Source organism: Rhodoferax sp. SPJ21, assembly GCF_058216335.1.
Genome location: NZ_JBYZMO010000001.1, coordinates 1,037,979 through 1,054,101, shown reverse-complemented (window position 1 = coordinate 1,054,101; position 16,123 = coordinate 1,037,979). Strand labels below are relative to the sequence as shown.

Below are 16,123 nucleotides of genomic sequence, written 5' to 3'. Positions count from 1 at the left end.
ATTATCCCGTGAGTCCCAAGTTGCGTTTCTGCCTGCTCACCGCAGGGGCTTTGCTGAGCCTGACCGCTACGCTGTCGCTCGGGCGCTGGCAGTTGTCGCGTGCGTCCCAGAAGGAGGCCTTGTTTGCCGCCATCGAGTCGCAGAACCGGCTGCCGCGGGTCGCGCAGGCCGAGTTGCTGGCCACTCCGCAGCTTGATTCGCTGCTACACCGCAATGTTCAGCTGCGGGGCCATTGGGTGGCGCAGCGCACGGTGTTTCTGGACAACCGGCAGATGCACGACCAGGCCGGTTTTTACGTGGTGACACCCCTGCAGCTGCTGGATAGCCAAGCCGTGATCCTGGTGCAGCGGGGCTGGGTGCCGCGTAATTTTCTAGACCGCACAGCCTTGCCCCGCATCGATACACCCGGGGGTTTAGTGGATGTGCAGGGGCGTATGGCCCCGCCGCCGTCTAAGCTTTACGCCTTCCAGGCGGTAGAGTCGGGGCCCATCCGGCAAAATCTCGACTTGGCAGCTTTCAGTGCCGAGACAGGCTTGCCCCTGATGGCGGCGTCTGTCTTCCAGACCGGGCCGCCCGCAACGCCGCTGCAACGTGACTGGCCCAAGGCCAATACCGGTGTTGAAAAACACTACGGCTACGCATTTCAATGGTTTGGGCTGGCTGCCTTGATCACAATCCTTTATGTCTGGTTCCAAATTGTCCGACGCTTCATCCCTCAGCACCCCCGCCGCCGTGAGCCCGTCTGAAGACCACTTGCTAGGCATGACGGTGCATTCCATGCCCACCCCCCAGGAGGCGGTGGGCGGTGCCGCTCGCCGTACGGTGCTAGGTCGCTGGAAGATGCTGGCCGTGCTGTTGACTTGTGCTGCACCGGTGATTGCCTCGTATTTCACCTATTACGTGATTCGCCCTGAAGGCCGGCGCAATTTTGGCGAGCTCATCGATCCGCAGCGCCCGCTGCCGGACCAAGCGGTGCAGGCGCTGGACGGTACGCCCGGCAATCTGCGTGCGCTCAAGGGCCAGTGGCTGCTGCTCAGCGTTGCCGGTGGCGCGTGTGATGCCCTATGCGAGAAACACCTTTACCTACAGCGCCAACTGCGCGAGACCCAGGGCAAGGAAAAGGACCGCGTGGACTGGATCTGGCTGGTAACAGATGATGCCCCTGTGCCCGAACGCCTGCTGCCCGCCTTGAAAGGTGCCACCGTGCTGCGCTTGTCCGAGGCACAGCTATCGCAGTGGTTGTCACCCGCCCAAGGCCATCAGTTGGCCGAGCACCTGTATCTGGTAGACCCCCTGGGCAATTGGATGATGCGCTTCCCGGCCAGCCTGGACCTGGCCGGTGCGGCGAACGCCAAGCGGGACCTCGAGCGCCTGTTGCGCGCCTCGGCCTCCTGGGACCAACCGGGCCGTTAAATGGACACGCCTGCCTTGTACGACCTGTCGCCCGCTATCCGCGTCATGCTGGTGGGTTTGCTGATTGCCGTTGTGCCCCTGGTGTGGGTGCGGCTGCGCAACCCCCAGGCATCGACCATGGGGCGCTTGCAGGCCCTGACGGTTTTGACCCTGTTTTTGACCTTTGACCTGGTGCTGTTCGGTGCCTTCACCCGCCTGAGCGACTCTGGCCTGGGCTGCCCCGACTGGCCAGGCTGTTACGGCAATGCAAGTCCCTTGGGTGCCGTGGCCCAGATCACCCATGCCCAGACCGCCATGCCCAGCGGGCCGGTCACGCACGGCAAGGCCTGGGTGGAGATGGTGCACCGCTATCTGGCGACCTCGGTAGGTGTGTTGATCCTGGTGTTGACCATTGCCAGCTGGTGGCAGCGCCGGCGTGGTCTGGCCCTGCCCATTAACCCGTGGTGGCCCACATTGACCCTGGTGTGGGTGTGCGTGCAGGGTGCGTTCGGCGCCCTGACCGTGACCATGAAGCTGTTCCCGGCCATCGTCACCTTGCATTTGATCGGCGGCCTGGTGCTGCTGGTGCTGCTGTGCGTGCAGGCCGTGGCCTACGCCCAGCGCGAGCGGGCACCAGCGCCGGCTTGGCCGGTAGCGCGTTGGATTCTTTGGCTGGTTTTTGCGCTGCTCGCCTGCCAGGTGGCTCTGGGCGGCTGGGTCAGCACCAACTATGCGGTGCTGGCCTGCGATACTTTCCCCTTGTGCCAAAACAGCTGGTGGCCGGAGATGGACTTCCAACAGGCCTTCCAGATCTGGCGGCCTCTGGGGCGCTTGCAGGATGGCACTTATCTGGGATTTGCGGCACTGACGGCCATCCACTACGCCCACCGGCTGATGGCCTACCTGGTGCTGTTGGCGCTCGCCTGGCTGGCCTGGCGCATGCACGGTAACCCGGCAACCCTGCGCCAGGCGCGTTGGCTGGGCGGGCTGACCCTGTTGCAGTTTGCGACGGGCTTGAGCAATGTGGTGTTGGGCTGGCCTATGCTGGCCGCCGTGGGCCATACCGGTGGCGCGGCCGCGCTGGTGGTCGTACTGACCTGGATTGTGTGTAGCCGCCGCAGTGCATTGGCCGCAGAGCCCCGCGCTTCCTTTGCCTTCAGCGAGCCGGCGGCGCAGCGCCCCGTTCGTTGATGGTGTGTATTTTTTGTCTGGACCGAGATTTTTTGCATGCGTGTTGCTGAACCTACCGCCCCTCCCATGACTGCCGCGCCGCCCTCGCGCCTGCGCCAGTTCTATTCGCTGACCAAGCCGCGCGTGGTCCAACTGATCGTGTTCTGCGCTCTCATCGGCATGGTGCTGGCCGTGCCCGGCGTCCCTACCTGGGCCGAAGTCCGCCTGGGTCTGTTGGCATGCCTGGGCATTTGGTTGGTGGCCGGTGCCGCTGCGGCCTTCAACTGCCTGGTCGAGAAGGGCATAGATGCCAAGATGAAGCGCACCTCGTGGCGGCCCACGGCGCGCCAGGAGCTGCAGGACTGGCAAACCCTGCTGTTTTCAGCCCTGCTATGCGTGGCGGGCTCGGCGCTGTTGTATGTGTGGGTAAATGCCCTGACCATGTGGCTGACCTTTGCCACCTTTGTGGGCTACGCCGTGGTCTACACCGTCATCCTGAAGCCGCTGACACCGCAGAACATCGTCATTGGCGGTGCCTCAGGTGCCATGCCGCCGGTGCTGGGCTGGGCTGCCATGACTGGCAATGTTGGGCCCGAGGCCTTGATCCTGTTTTTGATCATCTTTCTGTGGACGCCGCCGCACTTCTGGGCGCTGGCCTTGTACCGGGTGGAAGACTACCGCAAGTCCGGCCTGCCCATGCTGCCCGTCACCCACGGCAACGAGTTCACCCGCCTGCAGGTGTTGTTGTACACCTTGGTGTTGTTCGCGGCCTGCCTGATGCCCTTCATTTACGGCATGAGCTCCTGGCTGTACCTGGCGGCTGCCGTGGTGCTGAGTATTGGGTTCTGCGCCTACGGCTTTGCACTTTGGCGCAATTACTCGGACGCCCTGGCGCGCAAGACCTTCCGCTTTTCCCTGATCCACTTGAGCGCGCTGTTTGCCGCGCTGCTGCTGGACCACTACCTGATTTAAGTCCTATGCATAAACGTGATGCTATTAAAAAAATAGCTATTGGCGCACTATTTATAAGCGCTACCGGCCTTTTTGTTGCTTGCTCCGAAACCAAGCCCAATTTTGCCTCGGTGGATGTCACCGGCGCCGAATACGCCAAGGATTTCCAGCTGCAGGACCACAACGGCCAGCTCCGCAGCCTGAAGGACTTCAAAGGCAAGCTGGTGGTGGTGTTCTTTGGCTACACCCAGTGCCCGGACGTGTGCCCCACCTCCATGGCTGAGCTGGCCGAGATCAAGAAATCCTTGGGCGCCGACGGCGACCGTCTGCAAGGTATCTTCATCACCGTGGACCCGCAGCGCGATACGCCAGCCCTGCTCAAGGCCTATATGGCCAACTTTGACCCCAGCTTCCTGGCGCTGGTGCCCACGCCCGAGCAGTTGGCCACTGTGGCCAAGGACTTCAAGGTGTATTACAAAAAGGTGGATGGCAGTACGCCCACCAGCTACACCATGGACCATTCCGCTGGCAGCTACGTGTACGACACCCAGGGCCGGCTGCGCCTGTATGCTCGCTACGGCGGCGGTGCGGCGCCGTTGCTGGGCGACCTGAAATTGCTGCTCAAGCAGGCATGAAAAAGGGACCACGAAGGTCCCTTTTTTAATGGATGGCCGAGTGCGTTTACGCGAATTCGGTCAATGCCTTTTTCATCTTCTTCATGGCCGCAGATTCGATCTGGCGAATCCGCTCAGCGCTGACGCCGTAGTCGGCAGCCAGCTCGTGCAGCGTCATGCCGCCAGAGCCGTCATCCTGCACCTTGAGCCAGCGCTCTTCCACGATGCGGCGGCTGCGTTCGTCCAGGCCGTCCAGGGCGCTGCGCACGCCGTCGCTGGCGAGGGTGTCGCGCTGGTGGGCTTCGATCTGGGCGGTGGGTTCGTGCACCGTGTCAGCCAGGTAAGCGATAGGGCCATAGCTGTCTTCGCCGTCGTCCGATGGGCCCGGGTCCAGCATCACGTCGCCACCCGACAAGCGGGTTTCCATCTCAATCACGTCCTCGCGCTTCACATTCAGCTGGCTGGCCATGGACTCGATTTCCGACTCGCTCAGGGTGTCACGGTGGGTGTCACCGTCGATCGCGTCGGACTTGAAGCCTTGCTTCATCGAGCGCAGGTTGAAGAACAGCTTGCGCTGCGCCTTGGTGGTCGCCATTTTGACCATGCGGCAGTTCTTCAGGATGTACTCGTGCATTTCGGCCTTGATCCAGTGCAGCGCGTAGCTCACCAGGCGCACACCCTGGTCGGGGTCGAAGCGCTTCACGGCTTTCATCAGGCCGACGTTGCCTTCCTGGATCAGGTCGCCATGTGGCAGCCCATAGCCGAGGTATTGGCGCGCGACGGACACAACCAGGCGCAGGTGCGACAGCACCAGCTTACCGGCGGCGTCCACGTCGTTGTCATTCTTGAGTTGGCGGGCGTATTGCTGCTCCTGCTCCAGTGTGAGCATGGGCATGCGGTTCACTGCCGAGATATATGCGTCCAGGTTACCCAGCGGGGGCACCAGGGCCCACGGGTTCGGGGCCGCCAATGCGGTGGACATGGTTCCAGTTTGAAGGTTCATACCAGATTCCCTTTCTCTAGGCTTGAATATTAGCACTCTATTAAAGAGAGTGCTAAAGCCGGGGAATTCCTCTCTGGCGCAAGGGTATTCCCTTGGTCGAAGCGAGTGGCTTTGCCCCAGTACAGCCTCCAGCGATTGTCGATTCTTAGCTAGCGTAGAACTCTGGGTCTATTGAAAACCTATGTAACTTATTGAAAGTTATGGACAACTTCTAAACATCTGCTGATGCAACGATTCTGACTGTCAGATGGAAGCATTTCACCTGGTTTTCAAGCGTTGAGGGGGCAAAACGACTTTTGGCCGGGCGTTAACATCCTCGGCTATGAAATTTCTGAACACATTCATGGTTTCGGTGGGTTGGCTTTTTGTCGTTTTTGCAGTTCTTTGTGCTCTTGGGCTAGGCTCCATCCATATGCACCTGGGTCCACTGGACTTCAAGCTGCCGTTTCACTGGCGCTGATCCGGCTGGGCCATGGGCTAAAGTGCCAGCTTCAAGCCACCCAGGAAACCCATGCCCATCCAATCCCGCCTGCACCGCCCGTTTGGGGCGCTCACCACCCTGACCAATGGCCGCCACAGCTGGAACTCTGATGTGGACGCAACCCTGGGCTCCGATGACCTGGCGCCCGATCCACACGACCTGCTGGATTCGGCCCTGGCCGCCTGCACCAGCCTGACGCTGGAGCTGTACATCCGCCGCCGCAAGCTGGCCGTGACCGACCTGCGCGTGGACGTCAGCCACACCGAGAGCAAGACCGAAGACGGCAAGGTCCGCTACGTGCTGCAGCGTAGCCTGCACATCGAGGGCGACATCACGCCCGAAGACAGGGCCAAGCTGCTGGAGATCGCCAACAAGTGCCCCATCCACCGGGTGCTGGAGGGCGAGATCAGCGTGGCTACCACGCTGGCTGACTGATGCTATGGTTTAAATAGCTGCTCGCGCAGGTATTACCTGCGCTGGAGGCTTATTTCATTCGTAAGCCAGGGCGGCATCCAGAACCTCCACCCAGTGCTTCACCGGCGTGCTGGTGCCGCTTTGCAGGTGCTGGATGCAGCCGATATTGGCCGAGACGATGGTTTGCGCACCCAGCGGCTCCAGATGGCCCAGCTTGCGGTCGCGCAGCTGGGTGGCCAGGGTGGGCTGCAGCACCGAATAGGTGCCGGCCGAGCCGCAGCACAGATGGCTTTCGCTCTGCGCCAACTGCACCTTGAAACCCAGCGCGCCCAGATGTGTTTCCACCCCACCGCGCAGCTGCTGGCCGTGCTGCAGCGTGCAGGGGGGGTGGAAGGCCAGCTGCTGTTGGGCGCCGGGCCGCAGCTTGCCGCGCAGGGCGGTCACCAAATCAGGCAGCAGCTCGCTCAGGTCGCGTGTCAGTGCGCTGATGCGTGCAGCCTTTGCCGCGTAAGCCGGGTCGGCGGCCAGGGCGTGGCCATAGTCTTTCACCATGACGCCGCAGCCGGACGCATTCATCACGATGGCCTCCACCGTGTGGGCCTCCACCAGCGGCCACCAGGCGTCGATGTTGCGGCGCATATCGGCCAGGCCGCCATCGTGGTCGCCCAGGTGGCTGCGTATGGCGCCGCAGCAGCCGGCGCTGGGGGCCACCAGGGTCTGGATGCCGGCGGCGTCCAGCACGCGGGCGGTGGCGCCGTTGATGTTGGGCATCATGGCGGGCTGCACACAGCCTGCCAGCACCAGCACCTTGCGGGCGTGCTCGCGTGTGGGCCAGGGCTGGGCCGGTGTGGCCTGGGGCACCTTATTTTTTAGCGTCTGCGGCAGCAGGGGGCGCAGCGCTTGGCCGACCTTCATTGCCGGGGCGAACAGCGGGGATGTGAGTCCTTCCCGCAACATCCAGCGGGCCGCTTTCTCGGTGGCGGGGCGCTCCACGCGTTCATCCACGATGCGCCGGCCTATGTCCACCAGCTGGCCGTATTCCACGCCGCTGGGGCAGGTGGATTCGCAGTTGCGGCAGGTCAGGCAGCGGTCCAGGTGTTGCTGGGTGCTGCGGGTGACTTCCGCGCCCTCCAGCACCTGCTTCATCAGGTAAATGCGGCCACGCGGTCCGTCCAGCTCGTCGCCCAGCAGCTGGTAGGTGGGGCAGGTGGCGGTGCAAAAACCGCAGTGCACGCATTTGCGCAGAATCGCCTCGGCGGCCTGGCCGTCGGCGGTGTTCTTGAATTCGGGGCTGAGGTGGGTTTGCATTACAGGCTGGGGTACAAGCGACCAGGGTTGAAGATGCCAGCCGGGTCCATAGCGGCTTTCAGCGCACGCTGTATGCGCTGCAGCGGGGCCGATAGCGGGGTGAATACGCCGTCGTGCCGGTGGTCGGCGTGGAACAAGGTGGCATGGCCGCCCGCCTGGGCTGCAGCGGCGCGTATCTGCTTGGGCGTGGCAAAGCCGCGCAGCCAGCGCAGGGCGCCGCCCCATTCGATGAAGCTCTGCCCCGGCAGGTCCAGCGGCGGTGTGGTGGCCGGTACCGAGATGCGCCACAGCTCCTCGCCGCGCGCCAGGTGCGCCGCGTCCAGCTGGAAGAAATGGTGGCCGTGGTCGCGCACCAGCTGCCACCAGCCTGCGGCCATTTCGGGCTCCTGCAGCGTGCCACCCAGGCGTTGGCAGGCAGCGTGTACGGCTGCCTGGGCACCGGCCAGGCGCAGATGCAGGTGGCCCGCATGCCAGCTGCTGGCGTTCAGCGGCAGGGGTTGTCCAGCCCAGGTGTGCAGCTGCTGCAGGGCCGTGGCTTCATCCATCTCGAACACCAGGGTGGCGATGGCGGGTGGGGTGGGCAGTACCTTCAGCGATACCTCGCAAATGATGCCCAGCACGCCCATGGAGCCAGCCAGTGCGCGTGACAGGTCGTAGCCCGCCACGTTCTTGATCACCTGGCCGCCAAAGCTCAGCAGCTCGCCCTGGCCATTGAGCACCGTGGCGCCCAGCACGTAGTCGCGCACCATGCCCACATGCGGGCGGGCGGGGCCGGACAGGCCGGCGGCCACCATGCCGCCCACCGTGCCGTGGGCGTTGAAGCGTGGCGGCTCGAAGGGCAGGCACTGGCCTTTGGCGGCCAAAGCGGCCTCCAGCTCGGCCAGTGGAGTACCGGCGCGCGCGGTGACGACCAGCTCGCTGGGCTCGTAGCTGCTGATGCCCGTCAGGTCGCGCATGCTCAGCGGCTCGCCGTGCGGCTTTTCGCCATAAAAGGCTTTGCTGTTGCCGCCTTGGATGTTGAGGGCGGTCTTGTGTGCGTGGGCCGCCTGCACCCGCTCGACCAGGTGCTGCAGCGCGGAATCGTTATGGGCCATCAAAACCTCGGCAAATGGGGAAAGGGCAGCATGCCGCGCAGCACGGTCATCTTGCCGTACTCAGCGCAGCGCTGCAGGCTGGGGATGACCTTGCCGGGGTTCAGTAGCTCCAGCGGGTCGAAGGCGCGCTTCACGGCCAGCATCTGCTCGCGCTCGGGCGCGCTGAACTGCACGCACATGGAGTTCAGCTTTTCCACGCCCACGCCGTGTTCGCCGGTGACTGTGCCGCCCAGGCGCACGCTGGTTTCCAGGATGTCCGCGCCAAACAGCTCACAGCGGTGCATCTGGTCGGGGTCGTTCGCGTCGAACAGGATCAGCGGGTGCAGGTTGCCGTCACCGGCGTGGAACACGTTGGCGCAGGCCAGGCCGTATTGCTGTTCCATGGCCTCGATGGCGCGCAGAATTTCGGCCAGCTTTTTGCGCGGAATGGTGGAGTCCATGCACATGTAGTCGGGGCTGATGCGGCCCGAGGCGGGGAAGGCGTTTTTGCGCCCGCTCCAGAACTTCAAACGCTGGGCCTCGTCGCGGCTGACGGTGCAGCGGGTGGCACCGTTGGCCTGCAGCACGGCCTCCATGCGGGCGATTTCTTCTTCCACCTCTTCGGGCGTGCCGTCGCTCTCGCACAGCAAGATGGCGGCGGCGTCCAGGTCGTAGCCGGCGTGGACGAAGTCCTCTACGGCGGCGGTCATGCGCTTGTCCATCAGCTCCAGCCCGGCGGGGATGATGCCGGCGGCAATCACCGCCGCCACCGCATTGCCGGCCGACTCCACATCGGCAAAACTGGCCATGACGCAGCGTGCCAGCTGTGGCTTGGGTACCAGTTTGACGGTGACTTCCAGCGTCACAGCCAGCATGCCTTCGCTGCCTATGACCAGGGGCAGCAGGTCCAGGCCGGGTGTGTCCAGCGCTTCGGAGCCGAATACGACTTCTTCGCCCTCCACGGTGTAGCCGCGCACGCGCAGCACGTTGTGCAGGGTCAGTCCGTATTTCAGGCAGTGCACGCCGCCCGAGTTTTCGGCCACGTTGCCGCCTATGGTGCAGGCGATTTGGCTGCTGGGGTCGGGTGCGTAGTACAGGCCGTGGGGCGCTGCGGCCTCGCTGATGGCCAGGTTGCGCACGCCGCATTGCACGGTGGCGGTACAGGCCAGTGGGTCCACGGCCAGGATGCGGTTGAACTTGGCCAACGACAGCGTCACGCCCAGCCGGTGCGGCATGGCCCCGCCGGACAGGCCGGTGCCCGCGCCGCGCGCCACCACCGGCACCTGCAGGCGGTGGCAGATTTGCAGCACGGCCACTACCTGGGCCTCGGTCTCGGGCAGCACCACCAGCAGCGGCGGCGTGCGGTAGGCGGTCAGGCCGTCGCATTCATAGGGTGTGGTGTCTTCCCGGCGCGACAGGATGGCGTGGCGGGGGAGGGCAGCGGCCAGGGCTTGGGCCACTTCGGCGCGGCGGGCTTGTAGCTGGGCGGTGTCTTCGATCGTGGGGGGTGTCATGGCGTGTGGGCTAGCGGTCTGTGACTATAAGCAGATGCGCCGCCCGCCGGGTTGAAATTTCCGGTGCCTTTGCGTGCAGAAATTGATGGCTGAACGGGTCCATGCCTATGCTATTTAATTAATAGCTGCTTGCGCAGGTATTCTCTGCACCAGAGGCAGATTTGGCTTGAATTTTCTTTAAGGCATCACGGGCACACGCGGCTCGAACTTGCTGCGCTTCAGGCTGAAGAATGCCTTCACATTGCGCACATTGGCGTCGCTGGTGAACAGGCGCTGCGCCAGGGCCAGGTAGTCGGGCATGTCGCGGGCAAATACGATGAGGCAGAAGTCCGGCCCGGGCGACACGCGGTAGCACTGCTGCACGGCCTCGTCTGCCGCCACGCGGGCCTCAAAGGCAGCCAGGTATTCGTCCCCCTGCCGGTCCAGGGTGATTTCCACAATCGCCGTCAGGCCGTGGCCCAGCTGCGTAGCCAGTTTGTCGTTGTCCAGGATGGCCACCTGCCGCGCGATCAGGCCCGAGTCCACCAGGCGCTTGACGCGCCGCAGGCAGGTGGGGGCTGACACGTGCACTAGCTCCGCCAGCGCCAGATTGCTCAGCGAAGCATCTTGCTGCAGCTGCTGCAGAAGGCGCAGATCAATCGCGTCTAGTTCTATTTGTTCCATAAATTCAATAAATTTTTACTTTAATTTCTTAATAAATTTAGTAAGAAATATTATTCCATTTATCGTGAAATATTGAAACCAATCTTTAGGCGCTCAGGCTTAACATGCCGGCACAAACAAACTGTTGGAGTCTTTTATGTGTGGCATCGTCGGCGCTGTATCTACCCGCAATATCGTCCCCATCCTGGTCCAGGGCCTGCAGCGGCTGGAATACCGGGGTTATGACTCCTGCGGCGTGGCCGTGCAAGGCATGGGCCCGGATGCACAGCACACCGGCACCCTGCGGCGCGCCCGCAGCACCTCGCGCGTGGCCGAGCTGATGACGCAGGTGAGTGAAGACAAGCTGGAAAGCGGCACTGGCATCGCCCACACCCGCTGGGCCACCCACGGCGCCCCGGCCGTGCACAACGCGCACCCGCATTTCAGCCACGGTCCCGGCGCCGATTCCGCCAGCCGCGCCGGCCGCATTGCCCTGGTGCACAACGGCATTATTGAAAACCACGAAGAGTTGCGCGCCCAGCTGCAGGCCAAGGGCTATGTCTTTACCAGCCAGACCGATACCGAAGTCATCGCCCACCTGGTGGACAGCCTGTACAACGGCGACCTGTTTGAGGCCGTGAAGGCGGCGGTGTTGCATCTGCACGGCGGCTACGCGATTGCCGTGTTCTGCAAGGACGAGCCGCACCGCGTCATCGGCGCGCGCGCCGGTTCGCCCTTGATCCTGGGCGTGGGCCAGGGCGAAACCTTCCTGGCCAGTGATGCCATGGCCCTGGCCGGCGTGACCGACCAGATCGTCTACCTGGAAGAGGGCGATGTGGTGGACGTGCAAATGGGCAAGTACTGGATCGTGGACAAGGCCCACAAGCCCGTCACACGCGTGGTCAAGACCGTGCACGCCCACAGCGGCGCAGCCGAGCTGGGCCCCTATCGCCACTACATGCAGAAGGAAATCTTCGAGCAGCCCCGCGCCATCGGTGACACGCTGGAAGGCGTGACGGCCATCGTGCCCGGCCTGTTTGAAGGCCCGAACGCAGGAGATGCCGCAGCCGTTTTCAAAGAGATCGACTCGGTGCTGATCCTGGCCTGCGGCACCAGCTACTACAGCGGCTGCACCGCCAAGTACTGGCTGGAAAGCATTGCCAAGATTCCAACCCAGGTGGAGATTGCCAGTGAATACCGTTACCGCGATTCGGTGCCCAACCCCAAGACCCTGGTGGTCACCATCACCCAGTCCGGCGAAACCGCCGACACCCTGGCTGCGCTGCGCCACGCCCAAAGCCTGGGCATGCAGCACACGCTGACGGTGTGCAATGTGTCCACCTCGGCCATGGTGCGTGAATGCAAGCTGGCCTACATCACCCGCGCCGGTGTGGAGATCGGCGTGGCCTCCACCAAGGCCTTCACCACCCAGCTCGCAGGCCTGTTTCTGTTGACCCTGGCCTTGGCCAAGTCCAAGGGCCGCCTGACCGAAGAGGAAGAAGCCGGCCACCTGAAAGCCATGCGCCACCTACCCGCCGCGCTGCAAGCCGTGCTGGCGCTAGAGCCGCAAATCATCGCCTGGGCCGAAGACTTCGCGGTGAAGGAAAACGCGCTGTTTCTGGGCCGTGGCCTGCACTTCCCCATCGCCCTGGAAGGCGCGCTCAAGCTTAAGGAAATCACCTACATCCACGCCGAAGCCTACGCCGCCGGCGAGCTGAAGCACGGCCCCTTGGCCCTGGTCACCAGCGAAATGCCAGTCGTGGCCGTGGCCCCCAACGACGCACTGCTGGAGAAGCTGAAAAGCAATCTGCAGGAAGTGCGTGCCCGTGGCGGCGTGCTCTACGTGCTGGCTGACGCCGACTCCCACATCGCCAGCGGCGAAGGCCTGCACGTGATCCGCATGCCCGAGCACTACGGCGCGCTGTCTGCGTTGCTGCATGTCGTGCCGCTGCAACTGCTTGCGTACCACACGGCTTGCGCGCGGGGGACTGATGTCGATAAGCCAAGGAACCTGGCTAAGAGCGTGACGGTGGAGTGAGGGGCAGTGTCTGCTTCGATCGGGGGAAATAAGGTTTGTCTAGCAGAAATAGGGTCCGTCGCGATTTCCTTTGTCAATCATGATGTGTAACCGTTGCTAGGTCGAAAAAATAGTCGTGATGATCACCGGTCGGCGCCCTTGCCCGCATGGCAGTTAGTGCCCATCAGGAATAAAAAATACCGCCTGAACCGACTCTGTTCCAAACAGTATTCGCTCTAACAGGCTTGACGCTGGCGCAGATGGATTTGACTAAGCGCAATGAAGTCTTCGCTGCCCAACGCCTGACGGCGGTATTGCGGTTACTCGGTTTGTACGACTACGCCCCCGCGTGAACCGTTGGGGAGGTGCGATTGCTTTGGGGCACCTGCTCGGCGCGTCAGGTACCCGTTCAGTAATAAGTGCCGTCAACCAGTGGCATAAGTGTGACGGACACTCCGCAACGGCAACCATGTGCATTGCTGTGGGGCAGGGGATTGCAGTAATTCTTGAGCGACTTTGCAGTCGATGCGAATCATGCCCACATTCCTAAAAATTAATACGCTGATTTTTCCGAAATAGATTGACCAGCGCACTACTGAGCCATCAGCTTTTCCGTTATCTCCTGCGACGCCTCTTTGACCGAAGCAAGATGGCTTTTCACAATCTGCTCAACGGTTGCAGCTTTGTGCATCCAAGTGAGGTTGATTGCTGCTACCACCTCAGTTCCTGCCCATATCGGAACAGCAATAGAGTCGCGACCGTCGTCGGACTCCCGACGAGTCTTGTCAAAGTGACCGCCAAAGTCTGTAGCACGCACCCCGTACCCCAGCTTCTGTGTTTCAGCAATTAACTTCTTGATCATGGACGGTCTGTGTGCCAGGTAATTACCTGGATCTTCACTGGCCACCAAGCGTTGAAGCACTGCAGCCCTTTCGCTCTCGCTACAAAAAGCCAGGTAGGTTCTACCGCTTGCCGAACGCAGCATATTGATCCGGAAACCAATAGGCCCGATCGGGATGTGCGAAAAGTACGATTTGGGACGGTTCGTTTCGATTACTTCCATGTAATCCAGCCTGGGGACCGCCAGTATCGAAGGCCAATTCACCTTCTTGCAAAGGCGCTCCATGACAGGTGATGCAGTTTCAACAAGAAAATTCTCATCGTTCATCTGCGAAGGGCGCGGCTGAAACGTATGACTCGCCATGTAAGCACCGTCTTCGACCCGCTGCCATAACAAGTTGCGCTTCTCAAGCGTAACCACCATCCGGGTGAGCGTTGCTTTTGGCAGGCCAGTTGCAAGATGCAGATCGTGAAGACTTGCGCTACGTGCCTTGTGTAAAAAATCGAGAACTTCAAGCCCACGATCAAGTGCCCTAATGGTTTTTACCTTGTATTCACGCATGCAATGTACTTTTCACCTGTTGAAAACTTGCTGCGTGATGGTAGCAGGATCAAACCACAGCGGCAACACTTGCCGCCATAAGTAAAGAGTAGAGGAGACAAGCACTATGTACGGGTCATACACGGCCGTGCATAGAGCGCGAATTCGTTCGCAGGTCTCCTCCATTTCATTGATTTCTTGTTTTGAACGGGCACAGGACTCCCTGAGCACGTTCTTTACAAATCTATTGTCCTTTGGGATTTGACTTGGAGTACCTATGAGCCTTTCACATGACGACGTTGTTCGCATCATTCAACTGTTGGATGCATCACATTTTGACGAACTGAGCCTAGAGGCTGAGGGTGTAAAGCTCAATATACGGAGAAATGGTGCGGGTGACAGTTCGGCGTCCAATCGCCCAAGCCCACGTCCAGTTTCCATCACGAAGGCCGCCCCTCCAGCTCAAGTGTCAACGCCGCCCGCACCGTTGCGAGACGCAGCGCAGAACGTTGGACTGATTGAAGTGAAGGCGCCAATGCTTGGAACCTTTTATGGCGCTCCTAAACCAGGATCGGATCCGTTTGTCTCGCCTGGTAGCACAGTCACGAAAGACACCGTGATCGGCATTGTTGAAGTCATGAAACTCATGAATTCTGTATCTGCGGGTGTTGAGGGGACAGTTGTCGAGACATTGGTCAGTGATGGTGAGCTGGTTGAGTTTGATCAAGTGTTGATGCGCGTGCGCCCTGTGTAAATACTGCCATGACAAGCAATTTAAATTTATACCAATCGACAAAGATTGCGCGCGTCTTGGTAGCCAACCGTGGGGAGATCGCTGTACGGGTCATCCGAACACTGAAGAAGCTTGGCATTGAGTCGGTCTTGGCGGTTTCTACTGCCGACAAAAACAGCATGGGTGCAAAACTTGCTGATCGCGTCGTGTGCATTGGCCCCGCACGCGCAAGCGACAGCTACCTGCGCATTGGCACACTGATTGAAGCAGCGCGAGGCACAGGTGCACAGGCCATACATCCTGGTTATGGGTTCCTGTCCGAGCGTTCTGAATTTGCGCGAGCATGTGAAGAGAATGGGTTGATTTTCATTGGCCCGACTTCTGAACAAATCGAGCGAGTTGGAAACAAACTGGAGGCCAGGCGCATTGCTGAAGAAGCACAGGTTCCCATCGTTCCCGGTGGCCCCGTCGAAACGCTTGAAGCTGCGCTGCAGATGGCAGAAAAAATTGGATACCCTGTCCTCATCAAAGCAGTTGGCGGCGGTGGCGGGCGCGGACTTAAGCGGGCAAATTCTTCCAGCGAGGTGACGGCATTGTTCGACCTTGCAAGCTCCGAAGCATTGGCCGCATTTGGTGATGGCCGGGTCTACGTGGAGTGTTTTGTCACACAGGGACGGCACATCGAAGTACAGGTTCTTGGTGATGGGGAAGATGTCATTCATCTGGGTGACCGTGATTGCTCAGTCCAAAGACGCTACCAGAAGGTTATTGAAGAAGCGCCTGCGCCCCATTTGCCAGATTCCATGCGCAGGGATCTTCATGAGGCTGCGATTAGATTCTCAAAACATATTGGCTATCGCAGTCTAGGGACCATCGAATTTTTGGTGGATGTACAGCGTCAAAGCTTCTACTTTTTGGAAATGAATGCCCGCATACAGGTGGAGCATCCGGTTACCGAAATGATCACCGGTCTTGACCTCGTAGCCCAACAGATCGCTATTGCTAACGGCAATAAGTTGAGTATGAAGCAGTCAGAGGTGAAGTTGCACGGTCATTCCATAGAGTGCAGGCTCAATGCCGAAGATACAGAAAATGACTTCAGCCCTTCTCCAGGCCGAATTACACGAGCACACTTTCCCGCTTGGGCCGGCTTGCGCATTGATACCCACATCGAGACAGGTGCACTGATACCGCCCTATTACGACTCGATGATCGGAAAGCTCATTGCAACAGCGAACACCAGAGAGGAAGCAAGGGCGATGCTGGAGTCTGCCCTCTCCGAAATTCAACTTGATGGCATCAAGACAAACATCACGCTGCATCGAGAAATTCTTGCTACAGCGGAATTCACGCATGGTGGAGTGGATACGGGGTTTCTCGGTCGCTATCTAGTAGACCGTGCAACTGCACGAGCCTCCAAATAAGGAATA

At 60.9% G+C, this 16,123-nt stretch carries 15 protein-coding genes and 1 pseudogene; 10 read left to right on the top strand and 6 right to left on the bottom strand.

Features of this window, described 5'->3' with window-relative positions; translation table 11 throughout:
* The first annotated feature begins 8 nt into the window (after positions 1–8).
* The 5 genes from AC4BBN_RS04735 to AC4BBN_RS04715 are packed head-to-tail and all read left to right on the top strand — an operon-like array spanning position 9 to position 4,148.
* On the top strand, positions 9–746 hold the full coding sequence (locus AC4BBN_RS04735; protein ID WP_490590796.1) for an SURF1 family protein: 738 nt from the start codon (positions 9–11) through the stop codon (positions 744–746).
* The gene (locus AC4BBN_RS04730; RefSeq protein ID WP_490590795.1) at positions 682–1,413 is read left to right on the top strand and encodes a redox-active disulfide-containing membrane protein; all 732 of its coding nucleotides are present in this window, start codon (positions 682–684) and stop codon (positions 1,411–1,413) included. The genes AC4BBN_RS04735 and AC4BBN_RS04730 overlap by 65 nt, the downstream gene beginning before the upstream one ends.
* A complete protein-coding gene (locus tag AC4BBN_RS04725; RefSeq protein ID WP_490590794.1) occupies positions 1,414–2,583 on the top strand; it encodes a COX15/CtaA family protein in 1,170 nt (389 codons plus the stop codon).
* Between the two features lie 36 nt (positions 2,584–2,619).
* Positions 2,620–3,534 carry a heme o synthase gene (cyoE, locus tag AC4BBN_RS04720; RefSeq protein ID WP_490590793.1) on the top strand — a complete coding sequence of 305 codons (915 nt, stop codon included), beginning with the start codon at positions 2,620–2,622 and terminating at the stop codon, positions 3,532–3,534.
* Between the two features lie 5 nt (positions 3,535–3,539).
* A complete protein-coding gene (locus AC4BBN_RS04715) occupies positions 3,540–4,148 on the top strand; it encodes an SCO family protein (RefSeq protein WP_490590792.1) in 609 nt (202 codons plus the stop codon).
* A 46-nt stretch (positions 4,149–4,194) separates the two neighbouring features.
* Here the strand turns inward: AC4BBN_RS04715 and rpoH are convergent, their stop codons facing one another.
* Positions 4,195–5,130, bottom strand: coding sequence for an RNA polymerase sigma factor RpoH (rpoH, locus tag AC4BBN_RS04710; protein WP_490590791.1), 936 nt, complete (start codon positions 5,128–5,130; stop codon positions 4,195–4,197).
* Between the two features lie 511 nt (positions 5,131–5,641).
* On the opposite strand from rpoH, the gene AC4BBN_RS04705 reads away from it, so the two are divergent.
* Positions 5,642–6,046, top strand: coding sequence for an OsmC family protein (locus tag AC4BBN_RS04705; protein ID WP_490590790.1), 405 nt, complete (start codon positions 5,642–5,644; stop codon positions 6,044–6,046).
* Positions 6,047–6,100: 54 nt separating this feature from the next.
* Here the strand turns inward: AC4BBN_RS04705 and glcF are convergent, their stop codons facing one another.
* The 4 genes from glcF to AC4BBN_RS04685 form a co-directional block, all read right to left on the bottom strand.
* Positions 6,101–7,333 (bottom strand): glycolate oxidase subunit GlcF, encoded by a 1,233-nt coding sequence (gene glcF, locus AC4BBN_RS04700; RefSeq protein ID WP_490590789.1) that lies wholly within the window; start codon positions 7,331–7,333, stop codon positions 6,101–6,103.
* A complete protein-coding gene (gene glcE / locus AC4BBN_RS04695; RefSeq protein WP_490590788.1) occupies positions 7,333–8,427 on the bottom strand; it encodes a glycolate oxidase subunit GlcE in 1,095 nt (364 codons plus the stop codon). The genes glcF and glcE overlap by 1 nt, the downstream gene beginning before the upstream one ends.
* Positions 8,427–9,920, bottom strand: coding sequence for an FAD-linked oxidase C-terminal domain-containing protein (locus AC4BBN_RS04690; protein WP_490590787.1), 1,494 nt, complete (start codon positions 9,918–9,920; stop codon positions 8,427–8,429). Before AC4BBN_RS04690 ends, glcE begins: the two co-directional genes overlap by 1 nt.
* A 177-nt stretch (positions 9,921–10,097) precedes the next feature.
* Positions 10,098–10,583: an Lrp/AsnC family transcriptional regulator gene (locus AC4BBN_RS04685; RefSeq protein WP_490590786.1), complete on the bottom strand. Its 486-nt coding sequence runs from the start codon at positions 10,581–10,583 to the stop codon at positions 10,098–10,100.
* Between the two features lie 136 nt (positions 10,584–10,719).
* On the opposite strand from AC4BBN_RS04685, the gene glmS reads away from it, so the two are divergent.
* Both glmS and AC4BBN_RS04675 read left to right on the top strand, forming a co-directional pair.
* Positions 10,720–12,600, top strand: coding sequence for a glutamine--fructose-6-phosphate transaminase (isomerizing) (glmS, locus tag AC4BBN_RS04680; RefSeq protein WP_490590785.1), 1,881 nt, complete (start codon positions 10,720–10,722; stop codon positions 12,598–12,600).
* Positions 12,601–12,776: 176 nt separating this feature from the next.
* Positions 12,777–13,129 (top strand): annotated as a pseudogene (locus tag AC4BBN_RS04675) (hypothetical protein); the annotation flags it as partial.
* A 42-nt stretch (positions 13,130–13,171) separates the two neighbouring features.
* Here AC4BBN_RS04675 and AC4BBN_RS04670 read toward each other — a convergent pair.
* The gene (locus AC4BBN_RS04670) at positions 13,172–13,981 is read right to left on the bottom strand and encodes a helix-turn-helix domain-containing protein (protein WP_490590784.1); all 810 of its coding nucleotides are present in this window, start codon (positions 13,979–13,981) and stop codon (positions 13,172–13,174) included.
* 256 nt (positions 13,982–14,237) lie between these two features.
* Here AC4BBN_RS04670 and accB point away from each other — a divergent pair, with 256 nt between their 5' ends.
* Together accB and AC4BBN_RS04660 are read left to right on the top strand one after the other, a co-directional pair.
* Positions 14,238–14,714 carry an acetyl-CoA carboxylase biotin carboxyl carrier protein gene (gene accB / locus AC4BBN_RS04665; RefSeq protein ID WP_490590783.1) on the top strand — a complete coding sequence of 159 codons (477 nt, stop codon included), beginning with the start codon at positions 14,238–14,240 and terminating at the stop codon, positions 14,712–14,714.
* An 8-nt stretch (positions 14,715–14,722) separates the two neighbouring features.
* The gene (locus AC4BBN_RS04660; RefSeq protein ID WP_490590782.1) at positions 14,723–16,117 is read left to right on the top strand and encodes an acetyl-CoA carboxylase biotin carboxylase subunit; all 1,395 of its coding nucleotides are present in this window, start codon (positions 14,723–14,725) and stop codon (positions 16,115–16,117) included.
* Positions 16,118–16,123: the final 6 nt, after the last annotated feature.